19 protein-coding genes are annotated in these 19,897 nt (G+C 39.3%); 1 reads left to right on the plus strand and 18 read right to left on the minus strand.

What is annotated here, in order from left to right:
* Positions 1–89: 89 nt before the first annotated feature.
* From IOC57_RS06280 to IOC57_RS06330, 12 genes are all read right to left on the minus strand, one after another.
* Positions 90–1,688: a long-chain-fatty-acid--CoA ligase gene (locus IOC57_RS06280; protein WP_309487678.1), complete on the minus strand. Its 1,599-nt coding sequence runs from the start codon at positions 1,686–1,688 to the stop codon at positions 90–92.
* A gap of 649 nt (positions 1,689–2,337) precedes the next feature.
* On the minus strand, positions 2,338–4,155 hold the full coding sequence (locus IOC57_RS06285; protein WP_207437898.1) for an adenine deaminase C-terminal domain-containing protein: 1,818 nt from the start codon (positions 4,153–4,155) through the stop codon (positions 2,338–2,340).
* A gap of 126 nt (positions 4,156–4,281) precedes the next feature.
* Positions 4,282–5,844, minus strand: a complete 1,563-nt coding sequence (locus IOC57_RS06290) for a benzoate-CoA ligase family protein (protein ID WP_207437958.1) — start codon at positions 5,842–5,844, stop codon at positions 4,282–4,284.
* Positions 5,845–6,255: 411 nt separating this feature from the next.
* Positions 6,256–6,450, minus strand: a complete 195-nt coding sequence (locus IOC57_RS26715; RefSeq protein WP_286184565.1) for a PaaD-like zinc ribbon domain-containing protein — start codon at positions 6,448–6,450, stop codon at positions 6,256–6,258.
* On the minus strand, positions 6,440–7,087 hold the full coding sequence (locus IOC57_RS06295) for a Phenylacetic acid catabolic protein (protein ID WP_207437899.1): 648 nt from the start codon (positions 7,085–7,087) through the stop codon (positions 6,440–6,442). Before IOC57_RS06295 ends, IOC57_RS26715 begins: the two co-directional genes overlap by 11 nt.
* A gap of 4 nt (positions 7,088–7,091) precedes the next feature.
* Positions 7,092–7,322, minus strand: coding sequence for a hypothetical protein (locus IOC57_RS06300; RefSeq protein WP_207437900.1), 231 nt, complete (start codon positions 7,320–7,322; stop codon positions 7,092–7,094).
* Complete coding sequence (locus IOC57_RS06305; protein WP_286184567.1) at positions 7,319–7,645, minus strand: metal-sulfur cluster assembly factor; 327 nt, start codon at positions 7,643–7,645, stop codon at positions 7,319–7,321. The genes IOC57_RS06300 and IOC57_RS06305 overlap by 4 nt, the downstream gene beginning before the upstream one ends.
* On the minus strand, positions 7,646–8,584 hold the full coding sequence (locus IOC57_RS06310; protein ID WP_207437901.1) for a Phenylacetic acid catabolic protein: 939 nt from the start codon (positions 8,582–8,584) through the stop codon (positions 7,646–7,648).
* 150 nt (positions 8,585–8,734) lie between these two features.
* Complete coding sequence (locus IOC57_RS06315) at positions 8,735–9,766, minus strand: MBL fold metallo-hydrolase (RefSeq protein ID WP_207437902.1); 1,032 nt, start codon at positions 9,764–9,766, stop codon at positions 8,735–8,737.
* Between the two features lie 181 nt (positions 9,767–9,947).
* Complete coding sequence (locus IOC57_RS06320; RefSeq protein WP_207437903.1) at positions 9,948–10,829, minus strand: PaaX family transcriptional regulator; 882 nt, start codon at positions 10,827–10,829, stop codon at positions 9,948–9,950.
* 96 nt (positions 10,830–10,925) lie between these two features.
* The gene (locus IOC57_RS06325; RefSeq protein ID WP_286184568.1) at positions 10,926–11,354 is read right to left on the minus strand and encodes an acyl-CoA thioesterase; all 429 of its coding nucleotides are present in this window, start codon (positions 11,352–11,354) and stop codon (positions 10,926–10,928) included.
* A gap of 95 nt (positions 11,355–11,449) precedes the next feature.
* Positions 11,450–12,253 (minus strand): enoyl-CoA hydratase/isomerase family protein, encoded by an 804-nt coding sequence (locus IOC57_RS06330; protein WP_207437904.1) that lies wholly within the window; start codon positions 12,251–12,253, stop codon positions 11,450–11,452.
* A 378-nt stretch (positions 12,254–12,631) separates the two neighbouring features.
* Between IOC57_RS06330 and IOC57_RS06335 the strand changes: the two genes are divergently transcribed.
* On the plus strand, positions 12,632–13,039 hold the full coding sequence (locus tag IOC57_RS06335) for an Hsp20/alpha crystallin family protein (RefSeq protein WP_207437905.1): 408 nt from the start codon (positions 12,632–12,634) through the stop codon (positions 13,037–13,039).
* A gap of 67 nt (positions 13,040–13,106) precedes the next feature.
* On the opposite strand, the gene IOC57_RS06340 is transcribed toward IOC57_RS06335, so the two are convergent.
* The 6 genes from IOC57_RS06340 to IOC57_RS06365 all read right to left on the minus strand — a co-directional run bounded on the left by IOC57_RS06340 (position 13,107) and on the right by IOC57_RS06365 (position 19,805).
* Positions 13,107–16,238, minus strand: a complete 3,132-nt coding sequence (locus IOC57_RS06340) for an AAA family ATPase (protein WP_207437906.1) — start codon at positions 16,236–16,238, stop codon at positions 13,107–13,109.
* Positions 16,235–17,380, minus strand: a complete 1,146-nt coding sequence (locus IOC57_RS06345) for an exonuclease SbcCD subunit D (protein ID WP_207437907.1) — start codon at positions 17,378–17,380, stop codon at positions 16,235–16,237. The genes IOC57_RS06340 and IOC57_RS06345 overlap by 4 nt, the downstream gene beginning before the upstream one ends.
* Before the next feature lie 160 nt (positions 17,381–17,540).
* A complete protein-coding gene (locus IOC57_RS06350) occupies positions 17,541–17,969 on the minus strand; it encodes a DUF2621 domain-containing protein (protein WP_137018029.1) in 429 nt (142 codons plus the stop codon).
* An 80-nt stretch (positions 17,970–18,049) separates the two neighbouring features.
* Positions 18,050–18,355 (minus strand): DUF3219 family protein, encoded by a 306-nt coding sequence (locus IOC57_RS06355; RefSeq protein WP_207437908.1) that lies wholly within the window; start codon positions 18,353–18,355, stop codon positions 18,050–18,052.
* A gap of 126 nt (positions 18,356–18,481) precedes the next feature.
* Positions 18,482–18,709: a sulfurtransferase TusA family protein gene (locus IOC57_RS06360; protein ID WP_064466206.1), complete on the minus strand. Its 228-nt coding sequence runs from the start codon at positions 18,707–18,709 to the stop codon at positions 18,482–18,484.
* Between the two features lie 40 nt (positions 18,710–18,749).
* Entirely contained in the window at positions 18,750–19,805 is a 1,056-nt protein-coding gene (locus tag IOC57_RS06365) for a YeeE/YedE family protein (RefSeq protein ID WP_207437909.1), read from the minus strand.
* Positions 19,806–19,897: the final 92 nt, after the last annotated feature.

Here is a 19,897-nt window from a genome sequence, read left to right on the forward strand (position 1 = left end):
TCCTCTTCTTTATTTTTGTTCACAACATCATATACCTTCCAACGTGGGTTTAATCATAATGGTTGATGAGCAAACCGCATTCCCCTCTTTCATTCCTTTTCTAATTCTTCTTTAACTAACAATCTTTTTAATAGTTTTCCCACTGTATTTCGCGGAAGTTCTTTTCTCAATTCAAATACTTTCGGTACCTTATAAGGCGTCAATTGGGAATAACAATATCCTTCTATTTCTTCAAGATCTACGGAAGCGCTTTCTTTAGGTACAATGAATGCTTTCACAATTTCGCCTTTTTCCTTATGGGGAATGCCCACCACAGCTGCCTCTTTAATTGCCGGATGTTCATACAGAACCCCTTCTACCTCCTGCGGGTAAATATTGAATCCGCCGACGATGATCATTTCTTTTTTTCTGCCGACTATATAGAAATATCCTTCTTCATCCATCACAGCAAGATCGCCGGTATATAGCCAGCCATTCTGCAAGGCCTTTTTGGTTTCTGCTTCGTTATTCCAATAACCCTTCATGATTTGCGGACCTTTTATGAGCAACTCCCCGACGCATGTGTCAGGCACTTCATTATTTTCATCGTCAATGATCATACAGTCCGTTCCAGGAAATGGGATGCCAATGCTTCCTATTTTCCTTTTTCCGAAAGGTGGATTACGATGAGTGGAAGGTGAAGCCTCCGACAAACCGAAGCCCTCTCCTATTTTGGCACCGGTCAGCTCCTCAAATCTCTTAATTACTTCAACCGGCAGGGGCGCCGATCCACAAGAGCAACTTCTTAAACAATTCAGTCCATAGTTTTCAATTCCTGGATGATTGACGAATGCATTGTACATCTTTGGAACTCCTGGAAAGAAAGTCGGACGGTACTTTTTTATTTTTGCAAGTACCTCTTGAAGTTCGAATCTAGGAAATAAGAGAATGGCAGCTCCAATATAGATACCTAAATTCATTGCACTTGTCATGGCATAAACATGGTAAAGAGGCGTAGCTGCCAAAACGATTTCTTCGCCGGGTTTCAGGGAATCCCCATACATTACAAAGCTCTGCACGACATTGGAGGTTAAATTATGGTGAGTAAGCATGACACCCTTCATCTTCCCAGTAGTGCCGCCAGTATATTGGATGACTGCGGTATCTTCACGCGGGCTTATCTTTTCGGGCTTCCTAATGGCCTCACCGGTTTCAATCATCTTTTGAAGGGAATAAGAACCAATTTGATCATTTTCCGTGTCAATGCAAACATCAAATTCATATATCGCTTTCGTTTCTTCGATTGTATTTGCGGCCGTTTGGTCAAATATAATATTCTTGGTATCCGAATCTATTAAAATTTGCAATAGTTCCCGTGGTTTATACATCGGATTAATTTGTACAACTAACAGACCTAGAGCCTGGGCAGCATAATAACTGATTATGAAATATGGGTGGTTGGCCATCATCAGACCAATCCGTTCACCTTTAACGAAACCCATTTCTTTCCATTTCCCTGCAAGTTTGTCTACCTGCAGTTTTAGATTCTTATAATCCATGGACTGGTCTTCATAAATGATGGCTGTATGGTGTGGAAACTTACTTGCTGCTACATCAAGCAGTGAATAGACGGATATTTCCGGTAACTTCATAGATTTCATTCTTTCAACATACCACTGCTCCCATGGTTTATTTATCGTTTTTCGCACCATTATCCCTCCATACATAATCGAATTTCATATCGTGCATGTTTGATTTATACTTATTATTATTATTATGATTATGCAACTTGCATGCCAAGTCCTATTTTTGTGTAAAATCGCTTAATATTAAGATCAGTCAATTCATTAATGAATTTTATTCACATATAATGCCTTTCTATAGAGGATTCATCGAAATACCAATAATTCATTATTGAATTTTTACAGAATCCGGTTGGTTTTCAATCGATATTGAAAAATAGGTTTTTACCATATTATAGATTATATCTACTCACATATCGTGATTTTAATTTTATCCTTGATGTATTATAAAATTGAAAAAGCCCATCCAGCTAAGGATGGGCAACTGCAATGTTTATTGTGTTCCTGTTGAGAAAATTGGTCTATCTACTGCAACGTTCTCTATATTTATAGATGTCGGTCCTCGATTCGGTCCTTATTTATTCGGATTCTTTATAACGGTCATGTCGCACAGTCACTTATATGCGCATCGTCATCAAAAAATATCTACACCCTATCTAAAATAATCTTCTTATTACTGTATGGCAATAAGAAGATTTTTTTAAAACTTACGATGGGTAACTGGAATCTCGCTCCTTAATAATACCATCGCTTATTTAATAAAATATTCGCAAAATTAAATACAAATATCATCTGTCCTATTCTCTATGCTTTCCATTTCTTTTAAAAATTTCGTCATGGATATAGAAGGAAATATGATGCTATCGGTTTTCACATCGTATAGCCCAAAGGGATTTAAACGCAGCCCAGGAAGAAAGTCACAAGTTAAAAATAATAAGGTATATAAGATGTCGTGGAATGGAAACCCCCTCGATTGGACACTCGTTAATAATTCATCATTACATTCTACTGCCTTTTCAAATGAAGGGTCAGAAGTCATCATTCCCGTAAGCTGTAAAGGAATTTCGAGTATGATTTCTTTGCCATCGACAATTACGATTCCTCCTCCCAATTCATGAACACGTGAAGCAGCTTTTGCCATCGCCTCTGGATTTCTTCCGATGGTGAGCAAGTCAGTCGTTGTATTAAAGGTCGATGCCATTCCATCTAAATCCACTGCAAACTTTTCTAAAATACCTTTTGTCACCCACTCCCCCTTTCTATCGATCAGAGCTGCATACATAAGTCCTTCTTGATTCGAAAGATCGACAAACCCATTCTTGGTTGGAAGCCCCAAATCTTTTCGTTTGGTTATTACATTGCTCAGAAAATGAATAACAGGTACTGAATCACTTGAAGATTCGATTGGATAAAGATATAAATCATGATTTTCCAGAATTCCACTTGAAAAGGAAAATGGATTTTTAGGTAAATGCATATCCCAATCCAAATCTGGCATCTGGATCGTCAACTCTCCATTTTCTGCAACAATTTCCCCGTTTGAGATCACTAAGTCTGGTCGAAACTGCACCAAATCTGGCAACAATAATATATCCGCTTTTTTACCTGGAGCCAAGCCGCCAATATAATCGTCCTGTTTTAGGTATGTAGCCGCATTGATGGTAACCATCTGAATAGCTTTCATAACCGGGACTCCATGTTCCACAGCCTGCCTGACAAGTCCATCGACGAATCCTTCTTTTTCAATAAAAGATGGATGCGGACCATCTGTGGTCATCAAAATCCTGCTCGTACTTACTTGTCCATCTGTAATCAGCTTTATTATTTTTGACAAGTCCGGACGAAGCGAACTATTTCTTAGGACCGTCCATAAACCCAACCGTAAACGATCCAGGGCCTCTTCCGCGGTTATCGCTTCATGACAGGCACTTATACCTGTAGCTGCAATTGAATTTAATTTTTCATATGAGCAACCTGCATTATGCCCATCAGCTACTTTCCCCATTTTTTTAGCTGCATCTATAATATCGAGTAAAACTGGATCCCCTTTGTATAGTAATGGCCAACGAGTCACTTCTGCCGTTCCAAGTACTTCTTCAATCGAAAGTAGCTCCATTATGTCCTCTTTATTGAACCAGTCCCTTTCACCCGGATATTTAGCCTGTGAAACTAATCTTATTAACCAAAAAAAATTTCCTGGCAGTTTCTTCAACTCTCCTAGAAGCCTTTTAAAGCCCGAGTGACCCAAGTGCAAATAAAAAAATAGATTATCATTCACAGTAGTGGTAGTCCCCAACGGCAATACTTTTGCGGTGATACTTATAGGATTATATATAACCCAGGGATGTGCATGAGTTTCGATGAATCCTGGGGATACATACATACCATTGGCATCTATTACAGTGGTGTTTTCATTCATCCTCACTTCATTTTCCCCTACATATGCAATGCAACCTTTATATAGCGCAATATTTTGCTGAAGAAATTCACCAGAATAAACATTAATAACCGTTCCGCCTTTAATAAACATATCAGCGGGTCGTTTTCCTTGTGCCACTTCAATCAATTCTTTCCGTTCCGCTCTTGCATCCATTTTCCTCTCCCCCACCATTCAAATGACAATTGAACATTATTTCATGTTGGATGAATCACATTATAAATTTGCAGACATTCATATCAAGTCCACCTTCATGGAAATTGAATCTTCCTTGCTGTTTGTTTACGATTGCGATTTGATCTCCAGCTCTCTTAATTTAAATCTTTGTATCTTTCCTGTCGAAGTCTTTGGTAACTCGTTCACAAATTCAATGTCGCGAGGATATTTATACGGCGCTAACATTTTTTTGACAAATCCTTTTAATTCTGCTTTTGCTCCTTCACCTGATTCCGCGTTTACTTTTAATACTATATAGGCTTTTGGCTTTATTAAACCATTTTCATCCGTTACAGCCACTACAGCAGTTTCCAGTATATCGGGATGTGATAAGAGTGCGTTTTCTATTTCTATTGGCGATACCCAGATTCCATTTACCTTCATCATGTCATCATTACGGCCCGCGTACCAATAGAAGCCATCTTCATCCCTAAAGTATTTATCTCCGGTCATCAACCAATTACCAATAAACTTCTTTTTGTTTTCCTCATTAAGATTCCAATAAGAGGCTGCAATGCTTTCTCCTTTAATTAACAGGTCACCCACTTCATTCACCTGAGTTTCATGGCCTTGCTCATCCACTATTTTAGCTTCGTAACCGGGAACGATTTTTCCTGTACTTCCTTGCCGAATATCATCTACCTGATTGGAAAGGTAGATATGAAGTGATTCGGTCGACCCGATTCCGTCTATAATATCCAATCCGAAAACGCTCTTCCATTGTTCGATATAAGAAGCCGGCAGTGCCTCTCCTGCCGATACGCAAAGTCTAACTGAAGAAAGATCATAGGTTTCCTTCGTCTTCTCAATGTGATTGAGCATCGATCCATACAGAGTCGGGACCCCAAAAAAAATGGTGGGACGATACTTCTCTATCGTCTCGAACACCTTTTCTGCAGTCGGTCGATCTGGCATTAAAACAGTGGTAGCCCCGGCTCCAAAAGGAAAATACATCGCATTTCCCAAACCATATGCAAAGAATAGCTTCGAGGCCGAAAAAGTAATGTCATTTTCGGTGATTTGCAAAATATTTTTAGCGTAGTTTTTGAAGGCTTCTTCCATATCGGTTTGAAGGTGAATGACGCCTTTTGGCTCACCTGTACTCCCTGATGTATAGAGCCAGAACGCTTGATCATTAATATTGCTAAAACAAGGAGGCAGGTCTTTATTTGGTCTGCGAGTAAGATTCTGGAAAGAATGTTCGTTATCTTCCTTCAAGTTCTGATCATCCCCATCAACCAAGATGACATGCCTTAAGAAAAGTAATCTATTGTTAACAATCTTTAACTTCTCCCACTGTTCACAAGTAGTAACCAACACTTTTGAACGGCTATTATTCAAAAGATACTCATAATCCTTTGTCGGCAAAAGTGTATTGGATGGAATCGGTATTGCCCCAACCTTTATTGCACCGAAGAAACTTATGATGAATTCTGGAGAATCATGTAATATAAGTAGGACGCGCTGTTCCATCTCTATGCCCAGTTCTTTTAATGCCGCACCAAATTGATTGCCTAGGGTATCGATTTCTTGATACGTATAAGATTGATTCTCATAATAAATAGCGGTTTTATCCCCTCTGCCTGCTTCAATATTTTTCTGAAAAAATTTATAGGAAGCATTGTACATTGAGCCTAATCCTCTAATTTTACATTCGGTTTTTATCACACATTTACCCTCCTCAAAAAGCTACTGGTTTTCAAGCGTCTTCCCACCGTCTTCTTTTATACCAAAAAGTAGGCGGCTGCCATTACAAAGCCGGATAATTTCTCTACCTTTCCATTTTCAAAATCTCCTTTGTAGAAAAAGGCCATTCATTTGGAATCGCTATAAGAGACTCCATTTTGAGCAAATCCCCTTCCTGACAATGCTTTCCCTTTCGGTAACCGCTTTCAAATCAGTCCCCACTATCAAAGGTAAAGTAATACCAACAGACTATGAAATTTATATTCTGATATCCACGTCCATATTTTACACAGTTATAAGTGCAAAATGCACTGAACAGGTTCCTGATAAGACATCCCTCTTAACAAATAATGACTACCCATTCAGATCAGAAGGCTCATGAGGCCGGTCAGTAGAGTAAGAACTTTTCCAACGTATACTTTCAAAAACCGATTTACAGATTAGGCAATAATATTGCCTAACGAGCTGCGCAGTACCGAAGGATGAATATAATTCAACATTTTTGCCATCACAAAATGGACATGTCGGATTTTCCTTTTCAATGGCCATTAATTATCACCTCGTCCCTTAAACGCGGGATCAAAGCATCCTTATAGGAGTTTACTAAATTACTATTTGCAGGAAGGATTTCGTTTTCAATAAGCACACTGTTGTTTTCCACTTGTTTCAACCATGTAATGACTTCTTGTTCACAAAGTTTAAAAGCTCTCCCAAAACGGGCAGGAATTGAACCTCTATCATTCAGTAACTTGAGTGCCCAGTTTTTCGAGTATAATATATGCTCTAACTGTTCTCTTGCCAATTTATTGAATTGCAGTTCGATTTCACTGCCCTTTTGGTGTCTGGTTAAAGCGGTTATCAATGTATGGAGTGCCGTATTCATAGAATAGAGCCCTGCAATCAGTTGTATCCACTCCCCGATTTGAACAATGCTTTCAAACGCTTTACCCGTCTGTTCCTTCAGTTCCTTTTTGCTTCCTTTTCCGTTCTTCAAGTTCGTTCCCCAATTATAGAGAAGGCGTGCATGACCTAGCTCCGACTGGGCCATTGCAATTGCGGCAAGAGTTCCCTCTAAATCTGGACCACTGACACCGACCTCAACAAGACGGTCTCCTAAAATGAACTTATTATCAGCAATTGTTTCTATTAGAGTAATCAATTCAGCGTTAACTTTTGTGGAATTCATCATATTAAACCACCCTTTTCTTAAAAAATGGTTCTACTTCTCTAATGCATATCATGTTGTCCCGTTTGACTATATACATTTCCGCCCATTTTTCTTCATCATAAATATACCGGGCATAAACACGTGCCAACTCATCACTATTGGCCTCAACCGTTCCAATATGCATTAAATCGTCACCACGATTGATTCGGGAAAGTACATCATATTCATAGTTTTGGACTTTACTATCACTCATCTGGAACTAACCCCCCAAGTTTTTAATTTCTGCCTGCCTGCTTCACTCATTTGGTCCACCGTCCATGCAGGACTCCAAACCACCTCAATCTCCACTTCATGAACACTTTCTTCTTGTAGCAGTCTTTTTTTGATATCGTTTTCAATCCACTGCATGCACCCGCATCCTGTTGAAGTATATGTCATTGTTACATATGCTGTATTCCCTTGTTTTTCAACGCCATAAATCAAGCCCATATCGACAATGCTAATCGGAAATTCCGGATCAGCTACTTCTTGTAACGCAAGGATTAGAACGGGATCCTTATTTAACATTCCATCCATCTAGATCGCCTCATTTCGATAGGCCTCAAGTAACTGCTGCCCCTTTTGGATCCGGTTAACGAACTCCTGATTTTGGGGACCACGCTGCTTAAAACGCTTGATGACATTATCCCAAGTGTCAGGTTCATCATATTTCCACCGTTTGTTTTCCTCATCGAATTTACACGGGAAGGGAACTTTCAATTCATACTTCCCAGTCTCTGCAATGTATCTGGCCGGGATTTCAAGTCCAAGAGATTCACAGAAAGGAACAGCTGTTGACATCCATTTCTGCCTTAATTCATCATTCGTTTTTCCTTTCAATTTGTAATCCAACTGGGATGACCTACTTTTTAATTCATCGGCTACACCAAAGAATTCGAGGGACATGATAAACATCCAATCAATCGCTTCTTGAACCTGCTTAGCCGTTTCTGGATTTTTCATGGCTGCCTTCATTATGATTTCACCGTTTCTTAAATGGAACAGTTCCTCTTTATCAACTTTGACCAATGCCCGTTTCCAAGGACCATATGACGTATGTTGGTGTGCATCCCCCAATAAGGTGTATCCTGCTCGATCAAATAAGCCATTGAATACTCCTAGCTCGACCCAGTTATCCAATTTAAAGTCAAAAGCATAGGGATTCTTCCATCTATTTGATGGACGCTCATACAACATGTATTGAACATCTTCGCCTAGATCCTTTAATAACCTGTAGGCAATATGCGCATGGCCGATTTCATCCTGCATCACTGCAAGTGCCGTAATTTTATAATTTAAATTCGGGGCATCTTTATAAACAGTCAAAAGTGGCGGGACACTTAATAATTCTGTATCCCCAACGATCATTAAAGTTTGTTTCAATGCCTTTTTATAATTTTCATCCATATCTTCAACTCTTTCCACCACAAAACCGGCTTGGACCTTGCTCATTAAATCATTTGTAGATTCTGTCATTTCTCCCTCTCCTGTCATATTATGTTTTTTTAACCATCGTCTTATATAAGTAATATAATAATTTACTTTATCTGGTTAGTCAACACTTTATCAGATTTTTCAGAAAACAAATAAAACGAGATGCACTATAGGGCATCTCGCTTTATTTGTTTATAACTCATAACGAAACATTGGGCCATCCAATTTTTTTTGAATTCTTTTTTCTGAGACTAAATATTCCAAATGGGCTAACGTTTCTGCAATGGCGAATCTCCATTGATGATCAGTTAACTTCTTATGTTGAAAAAGCTTTTCCGTAATATCGTACGCCACTTGTCTTGATTCCAGAATGGTTAAAATGGTTGCTAAGCGTTCATCATGATGTTCCATGATTTCCTTAGCTCGCTGTGCAAGATTTTCTATTGGTGTTCCATGGGCGGGATATGCTATGCTCACATCTTGATTACCAAGTTGATGCAAAGTTGAAAGGTAACTTTTTAAAGGGTTTTGATCAGAATTGGGCCATAGACTAATATTCGGTGTAATCTTATTCAAGACGACATCGCCTATTAACATGATTTTCTGGGTCTCCTGATAAAAGCATAGATGTCCCTCTGCATGACCACTATATGTTTTGACGCTCCATCTTCCTCCAGGACTTTCTAAATATTCATCTTCAAAATCCTCAATTCCAGGAAGTGGATTCACTTTATTTGAAAGAAACATTACATTCTCTTTCACTTTCGTCAACAAAGGCTCTGGAACAGCATGTTTACCAAATAAGTCATATGTTGCTTCGGCTTGTTTTGTATTACCGCCAAACACAGTTCTAATCATCTTGGCTTCCACTTTACTCATATAAACGCGTGCACCGGTTCTTTGCTGCATCCAGTCGATTAAACCAGTATGGTCGGGATGAAAATGGGTCAGGATAATCTTTGATATATCTGTTGGATTGATGGACAATTCCTGAAGGACTTTTTCCCAATACTTCTTAGCGACTTCTGTTGGAAAACCAACATCCACCAGTACGATTTCTTCTTGCATTCGAAATAAATAACAATAAACATGCTTCATGGGGAATGGAACAGGTATCCCTATGCGAAATAAATAATCCGTTAATTGTTGATAGTTTCCTGATGGCTCAGAAATGGTTATCACTCCTAAAACTGGATTCCATCTTTGTTGAAAGGAAAACAACACTTCCTTTCTATCCCTTGTTTCAATCGTTAACCTCTACGCTTTTGATTGCAATACAAGAGCAATGCCTGTTCGTAAACCAGTAGCTCTCCCTTTATTAATCGCATATTACTCATAATCAAGGTCAATCATCTCTTCCAAATGATCCCACATGGCATGGGCAATCGATTTTTTGCATCCCCCTTTAATCATGATAGATTTCTGAAAACGGGTTGATTGCTTTCTCACGATTTACAAATCCCGCTTTATCAGGAGGATATTCCATGATTGATTCAAAATATTTCACCGCTTTGACCGAGGTAAGCTGATGAATATTCCAAAATAGCTCCCTAGCCTTGATCCCATGCCAGTCTTCAGGTAATAAATCAAGCGGGAAACTAGGGTCCAGGAAAAGGAACTTCCTATATTCGTGAACAAGCCGGGTTCGTTCATAAAAACATTCTTCATTTGAAATGCTATCTTCCCAAACAGCCTGCTGCATGTCCTGGAGCTTCGTTTCATATTGCTGTATGAAAGTTAAATAGTTTTTGTTTATTTCATTTAGATTCCAACAAGCACGTAAAATCTCTTCATTTGAGTGGGTGATGACTTGACTAGAACTGAAAATAATCAGGTAGTCCTTTAAATCATATGTATCCATCAACGTCAGAACCTGTTTTTCTAAAGGATTGGGACTGACCCAAATACTATTGGACAAAAGCCCGAAACCTGTCCAGCTCAATTCCTTACGCACTTGATTCCTCAGCACACGTTTCTCCTCAGGGATGGAGTATGTAACCACTCTCCACAAACCATCCCAATGATTATTCCGGATCGTGTAGACACGTTTGACACCATCATCCATATTGCGTTTCCCTTTTTGAGTTAATGAATAATAGCTTTTATTGCCTATTTTCCGCCCAGTTATCAAATCCTGTTGAACGAGACGCAGAATCGCTCCACGCACAGAGGATTCAGAAACACCAAAATGTCCCATCATTTTAATAAGTGTCCCAATCCATACTTCCCCACCGTAGAATTGGACGAAATCACCAAAAAGAGTATACAATAATGACCTTGGTTTCATGTTGATTCTCCTGTTCTCATAAAGCCTTTTCTTCTTAATGTAATCTAAATTGGCTCAATTTTCAAACTTATCGGAGATAAACACCCCTTCATATTGCTATATAACTTTTAATATTCCTTTTATATTTTCTGGAATGGGTACTGCCCTAAACCCATCATCCCCGATGGAAGTCCAAGCGCGAATTTCATAACCGTACCCAGTCCTTTTTTTTCCACAATAAACTTCATGATGAAAACGAATGGTCTTTGTTTTCACCTCATTCACATGCGTGTATATTGTCACCTCATCGTCATAGTACAGCGGTTTTTCAAAAGTACACTTCGCTTCGAGCAATGGGATGATGATTCCCCTCTCTTCTTCCAAATATTTAGGGCTCATATCTATAGAACGAAAAAAATTATGACCCGCTATATCGAACCATTTATAATAATTCGGATAATAGACAATTCCTGCCCGGTCTGTATCACCCCAATGAATTTGGAATTTCGTTTCGTTCACTCGCCTTTTCATATGAGTTTCTTCCATTATAGTTACACCATCCTTCCAGTAGCATTCGTAGTAAAAAAAGCAATATCGGCAGGAACCGATATTGCTTTTTTACTTTTAAAAGGACAAATCAATCATTTACCTTTCCACTGTGGGACACGCTTTTCAAGGAAGGAAGCTAAACCTTCTTTAGCATCTTCTGAGCGGAATAAAAGATTCTGTATTTCCCCTTCATAACGGATCGCCGCATTTAAAGGCATTTCTTTACCGTTCATTATCGATAGTTTAATATTGGTTACTGCATAACTAGCTTTACTTGCGACATTTTTGGCATATTGCAATGTTTTTTCACGTATTTCATTTTGTGGAAAAACCCGATCTACTAATCGTATTTCCTTAGCTTCCTGAGGCGAGATGGACTCCCCTGTGATATTTAGGTCGATTGCCTTGGAGTGACCAACTAATCTAGCCATACGTTGTGTCCCCCCTGTACCTGCAAGGACCCCAAGGTTAACTTCCGGTAAACCGATTTTCCCTGCCTTATCACCCATAAAGCGAAGATCACAACCCATGGCCATTTCCAGTCCCCCACCTACTGTATGACCTTCCAAGCATGCAATCCAAATTTGCGGTGAACGGGCAATTTTATCAAGAGTTTCATTACAGAATAAGCAGAATTGTGTTTTAAAAACCGGATCAGCAGCTTTGAGGAAGTTAATATCCGCTCCGACCGAGAAAAATTTAGGCATATCGCTCATTAATACAGCTACTTTCATATCTGGATCAAAACGAATATCATCAATTGCAGCATTTAATTCTTTGTAAAAATCAAGCGTATAGGCATTCGACTTATTAATATGAAGATGTACCTCCGCCACTCCAGTTTCTTTGTTTTTTTGGATTGTAAGCGTTTGCTTCGTTTCGACTGCTGTACTCATTCATCAACACTCCTCTAATTTTTATATTACGTTTTATTTCCCTCCGTTTATATTACATAATATACTACTAAATTTTCAGAATTGCAATTATTTTTGGTAAATTATTTAAAAATTACATTTAACGATACATTTATAATGAATTAACAATGATAGGAATTGTTCATTTTGACAGCATTAAACCCTGGTTTCGGATATGAAGATATAGATGTGAGTTGGATATGCGCTTAATAGATCAACAAGATCAATTATAAAGAAATGACCAGCTCATATAGAACTGGTCATCACTTTTCTTACCCTTACTTCTACTTTTTAGTTTTTTCAATCACCATTCTTCATACTAAACATATAATACATCAAAGGAAAACCGGGGGTATCAACATGCAAGACAATCAACACGGATCGCAAATGAATGAGGTTGAAAAGTTTGATGAATGGGTAAAAAGTTTTTTTCTGGATCCGGAAACTTGTGCGTTGGATCATCAACTTTTTTCAATTGATATATACGAAAGCGACGATGAGTATATGGTGGAAGCGGTTTTGGAAGATCATGATGTGAAAGATATAAAAGTTTGCCTATGTGATAATGAGCTATCGATCATCGTTGACGATACCGAAAAGCATTTTCTTGAAAAAAAAGAAGATACACTACCCACACAGAGAAAGATTCCTTTCCCCTTTTCGATTTGCTCACGAAGAATTTCCGCTGAATTCTCGAATCCGATATTGGTGATTCGCATCCATAAGTTTTCCCCCGGAAAAACAGCTGAAGATATTAACATTGAGTAGTTCATTCATAAATATAAAAAGAATGGCCTAAGGAAACCTACCCCTTAGCCATTCTTTTTTCTTAATTTTAACCAGCAAAATAAAAGGACGTTCGACTTCCTTTTTGTGTCGAAATGACTTGAAGCTGGGCATCAATTCTTTCTTTTAATTCCGGTACATGGGAAATGATCCCGACCAATCTCCCGGTGCTTTGTATATCCATTAATGCTTCTATCGCATGATCAAGAGATTCAGGATCGAGTGTACCGAAACCTTCATCTATGAACATCGTTTCAAGTGAAATTCCGCCAGCATTCTGCTGGACAACATCCGCAAGGCCCAAGGCAAGTGCAAGGGATGCCTTAAAGCTCTCGCCTCCCGAAAGTGTTTTGACATGCCTCTCATGCCCTGTATATTGGTCATACACAGATAACTCAAGACCGCTCTGGATATTCCTGCGTGTAGGATCAAGCTTTCGCAACAGCTGATATCTGCCGCTTGTCATTTTCAGCAGCCTTGAATTGGCTTCTTTTAGGATATCATCTAAAAAGGCTGCCAGTACATAACGTTCAAAAGTTATTTTGAACGAGTTTTGACCTTTGGAAATCTCAGACAGATGACCTACGATACTATACCTTTCATCCAAACTTTTTTGATCTTCCCTGATTTGCGCCAATTTCCTTTCGATTTCTTCGTTAGTCCGTTTTTCAGCCTTCAACTCATTCTGATTTTGGCGTAACGACTCCAATTCTTCATCTATGAAATCGAAAGTCTTTTTCAATCCTTCAAAATCCGGTTTGGTCACATCTTTTAATTTCATTTCCAAATCATGAAACAGGCTTAAAACACTTTGCCATTTTTGATTATACTGCTGAACTTGGTCTTCCAAATTTCCAAGAGCCGCTTCCGATTTTTTTGCTGCCGTATATTCTTTATAATTGGAAAAGCCTTGATTGGTCATATCTGTAATAAACTTTTCCCGCTCCTCTTTCAATTCTTCATTTAAAGCCTCTAAATTTCCACTTAACGATTCTTTTTTTGCATTGATGGCCGCTTCTCTTTCCTTCACCGATTGAAGGGTTTTTTGTGCATCTTCAAAGGCCAATTGTAAGCGTTTCTGTGTTTTTACAGCCATTTGGTAAGCTGCATTATATTCTTCCTCTGTCCGTATTCCGTCTGGCAAGGAATCGGTTAATCCTGTTAGTTTTGTAAAGTTTTCTATATACCTGGTTTTCCCTTGGTCCTCTTTCCTTTCTAAGGAGACCAGATTATCCTTAAGCTGGGATGCTTTCTCTTTTAAATCCACCAACCTTTTTTCCAGATCATTGGATACAGATTTTTTCCGTATTAATTCTTTTAGCTGCTCTTGCAGCCCTTTTCCTTTTTGTACAAACTGTAGCAAATGCTCATCAATATCTTCACACCTAAACTCCGGCATGTCATTTTGTAAGTCACTAAGCTTTTCTTGTGAAGACACTAGCAGTGCATCATATTTGGATTTCACTTGATAATATTCACTTTCAGCTTGGCCTTTTAGTTCTTCTGCAGTTTTCAGCTTGTTTTCTTGTTCTTTCAGTTCCAAATCTGTCGGCATATGCTCATGCATTTGCGCTGGTTTTGGATGACTTTGCGAACCGCACACTGGACAGTTTTCTCCGGAGTGCAGCATGGAAGCAAGCATGCCCGCTTGGCCTGATCTCCAGTTTCGGTTCAGGTTTTCCAGTTTTTCCTTGTCCTGAATTTGTACTTTTTGCAACGCCTGGAACCGATTATCCTTTTCATCCAGAACTCGTTTCGTATTCTGGATTTCATAAAGAACTTCTTGAAGCTTTTTAATTTTCGATAACGATTGATTATTTCTTTCTGCTTCAATTTCCTGATCACGATAGAGGACAGCCGCTTTTTCCGCTTCTGTTTTTTCTTGAGCAACTTTCTCTGCTTCCGCTTCTATCGACAGATGTTCCGAAACAGTTTTTTCACGAAGCCGTTTACTAGTTTGCCACTCTTTTTCATCTAAAGTAACTTGTGCTTTTAAGCTTGCGAAAGTCATGACAGCTTCTTTTACCTGCTCAAGCTGATGAACAGTCCGGACTGCCTGCACTCTTTGATTTTCCTTCAACTTTTCCTTATCATAGGAATCCTGCTTCTCAATGCGCTCAGTCCGTAGCTTCTCGGACTGAGTGCTTAACTTTTGAAGTTCGGCATTCGCATCTTGTACTTGTTTGCCGATTCGCAAATAGTATTGTTCCTGCTTTTCAAGCGAGGCCGCTTTGTGTGCCATTTTTATATGGACTTTCACTAGCTCCATTTCTGGCAGCTTTGCTTCAAGGGCCTCCTTTTCTTCGCGCAGTTTTTCTTTTTCCGAAAATCGATTTAATAAATCGACAGCTTTTGAAAGTTCTTGGTTTACTTGATCACGAGCTTTCTGCTTATCCTGTATCTGTTTATTTATATCCTCATTTTTTTCTGCCGCTTGCAAAATGACTTTTTGTAACATTGGTAAAACCTGCTGTTCATTAGGTTCTTCCCTTTGTAACTGTACCTGCAATTCTTCATGGTTGCCAGGCTGGATGCCTTTCATTAATTCAATTCGCCGCTGAGCACTTTTTTCACTTTTCTTTCTTAGGATGGAGGCCTCTTCTTTTAATTTTTCTTCTATTCGCTTATAAAGTTCAGTATGAAATAATTTCTGGAGAATCTGTTCTTTATCCTTGCTGTCGGAAGTTAACAGTTTTCGGAATTCATTCTGTGGAATCATCAGGATTTGCCGAAATTGATTCGCATCAAGTCCAATGAGTACTTTGATTTTTTCTTCAACTTCTCGTACATTTGCACCCAGCAATTTTTCACCGTCTGCCAATAGCTCATATAATTCAGCCTTTGCTCCAACTGTTGTTGTTCCTTCACCTGATTTTTTCCTGCGTTCCTGCTGCGGCGATCGGGTCACCAAATACGTTTTTCCACGTAGGGTAAATTGTAACGAGACTTCCGTCAACATATCATCTTCGGCAAACTGACTTCGCAAATCTTGCCCGCTTCGATCTTCACCGCTTGCTTTTCCATATATCGCAAAACTAATCCCATCAAAAATCGTAGTTTTCCCTGCTCCTGTCTTTCCAGAAATGACAAACATGGTCCGTTCTCCAAGGGAATTAAAGTCAATGGTTTCCCTTCCTGCATATGGCCCAAATGCCTGCATCGTTAAAATATCCGGTCTCATTTCGAAGCCTCCTCTTTCTTAACAGCCTCAATTACCGAAACCATCAAATCCTGCTTTTGAAGATCAAAGTCCCGATCTGTCATTTCTTGATAAAACGTTTCAAATAGGTCCAATTCTGATTTCCGTTCATCTTTTACAGAAGAGAAGGATTTTTTCCTTCTAAGGTCGGTCAAATCCCATTTTCGCTCTAGATGCAGTACGTTCGGATAAATCTGGCGTAGACGGTTAATCGGATCGATCAGTGCCCCCTCATCAGTTAGCGTTATTTTTAAATAGTCATCCCTTTTTTGCGATTGATAGAAAACGGGGTCGAGTAACTCTTCCATATCTCCGGATATTTCCCTCATATCGAACTTGGGTGCCAAAGAACGATAGCGTATATTAAAGCTTCCATCTTCTTGCATATCGACGATGGAAAGCGATTTATTCTGCTTAGCCTCAGAAAAAGAATATTTTAATAGTGATCCAGAGTAAAACACCTTTGGATGACGTATCGCGTCTGGACTATGTAAATGCCCAAGTGCCGTATAATCGAACGCATCGAATAAGTCGGATGAAACACAGCCCGAACCACCTACCGACAAGACCCTTTCCGAATCGCTCGTTTTCCCGCCTAATACAAAAGCATGTCCTACGAAGACATTCGGCTCATCCTTGTTGAAATTTTCGGCAATCGTTCCTGTTATCCGCTTCATAGCTGCTTGATGTGAATGGATACTATCATCTTCAAAAAGATGGCGGACCGTCCCAGGTTCTGCATATGGTACACAATAAAAGTTCACGCCTTTAATGCGAACCGGCTCACATGCTTTTGTCAATTTCCCATGAATGTATAACTGACTATGACGATACCATGATGAACCGAATGCAAGCCTCTCCGCAGAATCATGGTTTCCCGATATCGCTACGATCGGTGTATTCATTTTCACATTAATCGTATAAAGAATCTCATCAAGAAGCTCTACCGCTTCAGTAGGCGGAACGGAACGGTCATATAGGTCACCGGCAATCACAACAGCATCCGGTTTTTCCTCTTCGACAATTTCTATGAATTGCAAGAGCGCATGCCTTTGGTCATCTGTCATATGTACCCCGTGAACGATTTTCCCTAAATGCCAATCAGCCGTATGGATAAATTTCATAGTTTCACTCCGTCCTCATTTTTCTTCCTATTATTATATCAAAAATTTAACGAATAGCATGGTTTGGGTACAAATGTTCTAATTTTTACCACACTGCCCCATTCTTTTGAATTATTCAGAATAAAAAAGCAAACTCCAAAAGAGTCTGCCTTTTTCATCATTAGCTGAATAGGTGTTCATATGGACCCATATTCACCTTTCTCTCAGCTAATTTTTTTTGTAAAAATTTATGGTCACGTTTTGGTGTAGCAATGATATAACCGCGTATCACTAAATCTTCCGTAATATCTCCCGCTTTTTCCTTTAACGCCAACTCACCGATTTTCCCCGCGATTTTATGACGTGCAACATCACGAAAAAGTTCTGGCACAGGGCTCACTAAATCTTCTAGTAATTCCTTTTGCTGTTTTGACCATAAGTGCTTTGTTTGTTCCAAATAGTATTCTTCCCAATCCATATCGGATTTCCCATCTTCTTTGGGGAACCTTTTCAGGAACTTGCGAAACATGAAAAATCCACCTATGCTCATCAATATTATTAAAAGGGCTACCCAAAATAGAATAAACCATAAAAACCATCCACTAAGCAAAGTACCACCTCATATGTATAGAATGATCGTCACTATTATTATAGACAGTAACCCATATCTTTACAAGACTGGCAATGCAATCATTCCTGACCGTTCATTTCCAGCAAGACGAGCGAAAAATCCCCCACCGCATTTTCTTCATATAGATTTGTGACCGAAGTTGCATAGTTAAAAATCTCTGCTCGAAACTCCTCGTTTGACTGTGGTATCTTTAAATCAAATACCATTTGATAAAGCAGTGTTGTAATATCATGATATTCACTATGTGTAACCTTGAAATTAAAACTGACTTTTCTGACTTCCTTACCTTCAGAATCCTTTACGGTTTCAGAATGAAAATCAGTAACATGCAGTGGAACATCATTTAATATGACCTCATCTACCATTTATCATCGACTCCTTTACTATGGTTAAAGTCATGTTATCACTAGAGGCTTTCAACGCCAATAATTCAGCCTTGAAAAATAAAAAAAACGTGCACAGGAAACCCGAGCACGTTTTCTTCAAATCATTTAATTCCCTTTTTTTACAATAATACGCCATTTAGCGTCATCGATTTGTTCAAACTCCGTGATTTCATGACCTTCAGTAGCGGCCCAACGCGGAATGCTCTCCGTCGCTTGTGTGCAATCGAAATTAATGATCAATTCCTCTCCTTTTGCCATATCCACTATCGCTTCTTTTGCTTCCACTAAAGGAAATGGACATACCATTCCAGTCGTTTCCAATACTTTCGCCATTTATATTCCACTCCTTGATTAAAAATTTTCGCCTCGAATCTTAAGACGCTTTGGATATAGCCGCTGCCTGCTTTTGCTTACGGATAATCGTGAAATAAGTCGCTACCCATGTACCTAGTAGGAAAAAGACAATCGCGATCCAACCCTGCCAAGCAAATAACGCCGAGTTCACCAGACCATTGCCGATTGTGCATCCTCCGGCAACACTTGCACCGAATCCCATGATTACACCGCCAATAGCATTGTTACGTAATGTTTTTATATCAGGCAAGCGCCAACGGAATTCCCCGCTCCCTTTGGCAGCAATGAAAGCCCCGAGGAAAATACCCAATACTAAAAACGTACCCCAATCGATTAACGCATCATCGCCTGTTATAAGGAAAGTTAGAATGTTCGCAGAAGGCGCTGTGATTCCAAGTCCGAACATCCTGCCTGTCATTGCACTTAGCGGCCAAGCAATGATTGCTATCAGGCCAACCAATAATGCTGTAACAAAGGGATGCCACCGTTTTTCGAATAATATGTGGGCCAATCCCGTTTTTTTCTGTTTGATTTTAAAGATTGGTAGTTTAGGTTTTCTCAATTCGCGAATCACCATGATGCCAACCAAAAGTGTCACAATAATTACAAGGACCCATGGCGAAACATTCAATGTTTCATGAATGTACGTATCGCTTGTCCGATAGGACAGCAGATTATCCCCAGCCACTTTCCAAACACCATATTTCGTCATTGCTGCCCCAAGCATATATCCAAAAAGGGCAACCCAACTGCCAATCATGCCCTCTCCGGCACGATACCATGTTCCAGTGGCGCAACCGCCTGCCAGAACCATTCCAATACCAAAAATAAAGCCACCGACGATTGTTCCCAACCATGGAAAACCATCATTTCCAAACTGAATGACCCCTGTATCCTTCAATGCATAAACACCAATACTTTGTATCGCTATAACAACGAATGTAGCTAAGAACATCCGTCCATCGTTAGCTAAAATCAAATCTCGATATGCACCAACAACACAGAAACGGCCTCTTTGAAGCACAAATCCAAGCAGTAAACCACAAATAATCCCGAACACAATCATTTGTAACATGAACCGTTTCCCCCTTAAGTAAAATAATAATAATACTACTAATATAGTATAATCCGGATGAAATTACTAGGTTTTCGGATTAATTTTTTTAC

The organism is Bacillus sp. SD075 (assembly GCF_017355165.1).
In the GTDB taxonomy this organism is placed as follows: Bacteria; Bacillota; Bacilli; order Bacillales; family DSM-1321; genus Peribacillus.

Coding starts and splice junctions, on each gene's coding strand:
- IOC57_RS06285 (WP_207437898.1), bottom strand. CDS start 4,155: ATGGATGCAAGAGCGGAACGGAAAGAATTGATTGAAGTGGCACAAGGA.
- IOC57_RS06290 (WP_207437958.1), bottom strand. CDS start 5,844: ATGTACAATGCTTCCTATAAATTTTTTCAGAAAAATATTGAAGCAGGC.
- IOC57_RS26715 (WP_286184565.1), bottom strand. CDS start 6,450: ATGGCCATTGAAAAGGAAAATCCGACATGTCCATTTTGTGATGGCAAA.
- IOC57_RS06295 (WP_207437899.1), bottom strand. CDS start 7,087: ATGAATTCCACAAAAGTTAACGCTGAATTGATTACTCTAATAGAAACA.
- IOC57_RS06300 (WP_207437900.1), bottom strand. CDS start 7,322: ATGAGTGATAGTAAAGTCCAAAACTATGAATATGATGTACTTTCCCGA.
- IOC57_RS06305 (WP_286184567.1), bottom strand. CDS start 7,645: ATGGATGGAATGTTAAATAAGGATCCCGTTCTAATCCTTGCGTTACAA.
- IOC57_RS06310 (WP_207437901.1), bottom strand. CDS start 8,584: ATGACAGAATCTACAAATGATTTAATGAGCAAGGTCCAAGCCGGTTTT.
- IOC57_RS06320 (WP_207437903.1), bottom strand. CDS start 10,829: ATGAAACCAAGGTCATTATTGTATACTCTTTTTGGTGATTTCGTCCAA.
- IOC57_RS06325 (WP_286184568.1), bottom strand. CDS start 11,354: ATGGAAGAAACTCATATGAAAAGGCGAGTGAACGAAACGAAATTCCAA.
- IOC57_RS06330 (WP_207437904.1), bottom strand. CDS start 12,253: ATGAGTACAGCAGTCGAAACGAAGCAAACGCTTACAATCCAAAAAAAC.
- IOC57_RS06335 (WP_207437905.1), top strand. CDS start 12,632: ATGCAAGACAATCAACACGGATCGCAAATGAATGAGGTTGAAAAGTTT.
- IOC57_RS06340 (WP_207437906.1), bottom strand. CDS start 16,238: ATGAGACCGGATATTTTAACGATGCAGGCATTTGGGCCATATGCAGGA.
- IOC57_RS06345 (WP_207437907.1), bottom strand. CDS start 17,380: ATGAAATTTATCCATACGGCTGATTGGCATTTAGGGAAAATCGTTCAC.
- IOC57_RS06355 (WP_207437908.1), bottom strand. CDS start 18,355: ATGGTAGATGAGGTCATATTAAATGATGTTCCACTGCATGTTACTGAT.
- IOC57_RS06360 (WP_064466206.1), bottom strand. CDS start 18,709: ATGGCGAAAGTATTGGAAACGACTGGAATGGTATGTCCATTTCCTTTA.
- IOC57_RS06365 (WP_207437909.1), bottom strand. CDS start 19,805: ATGTTACAAATGATTGTGTTCGGGATTATTTGTGGTTTACTGCTTGGA.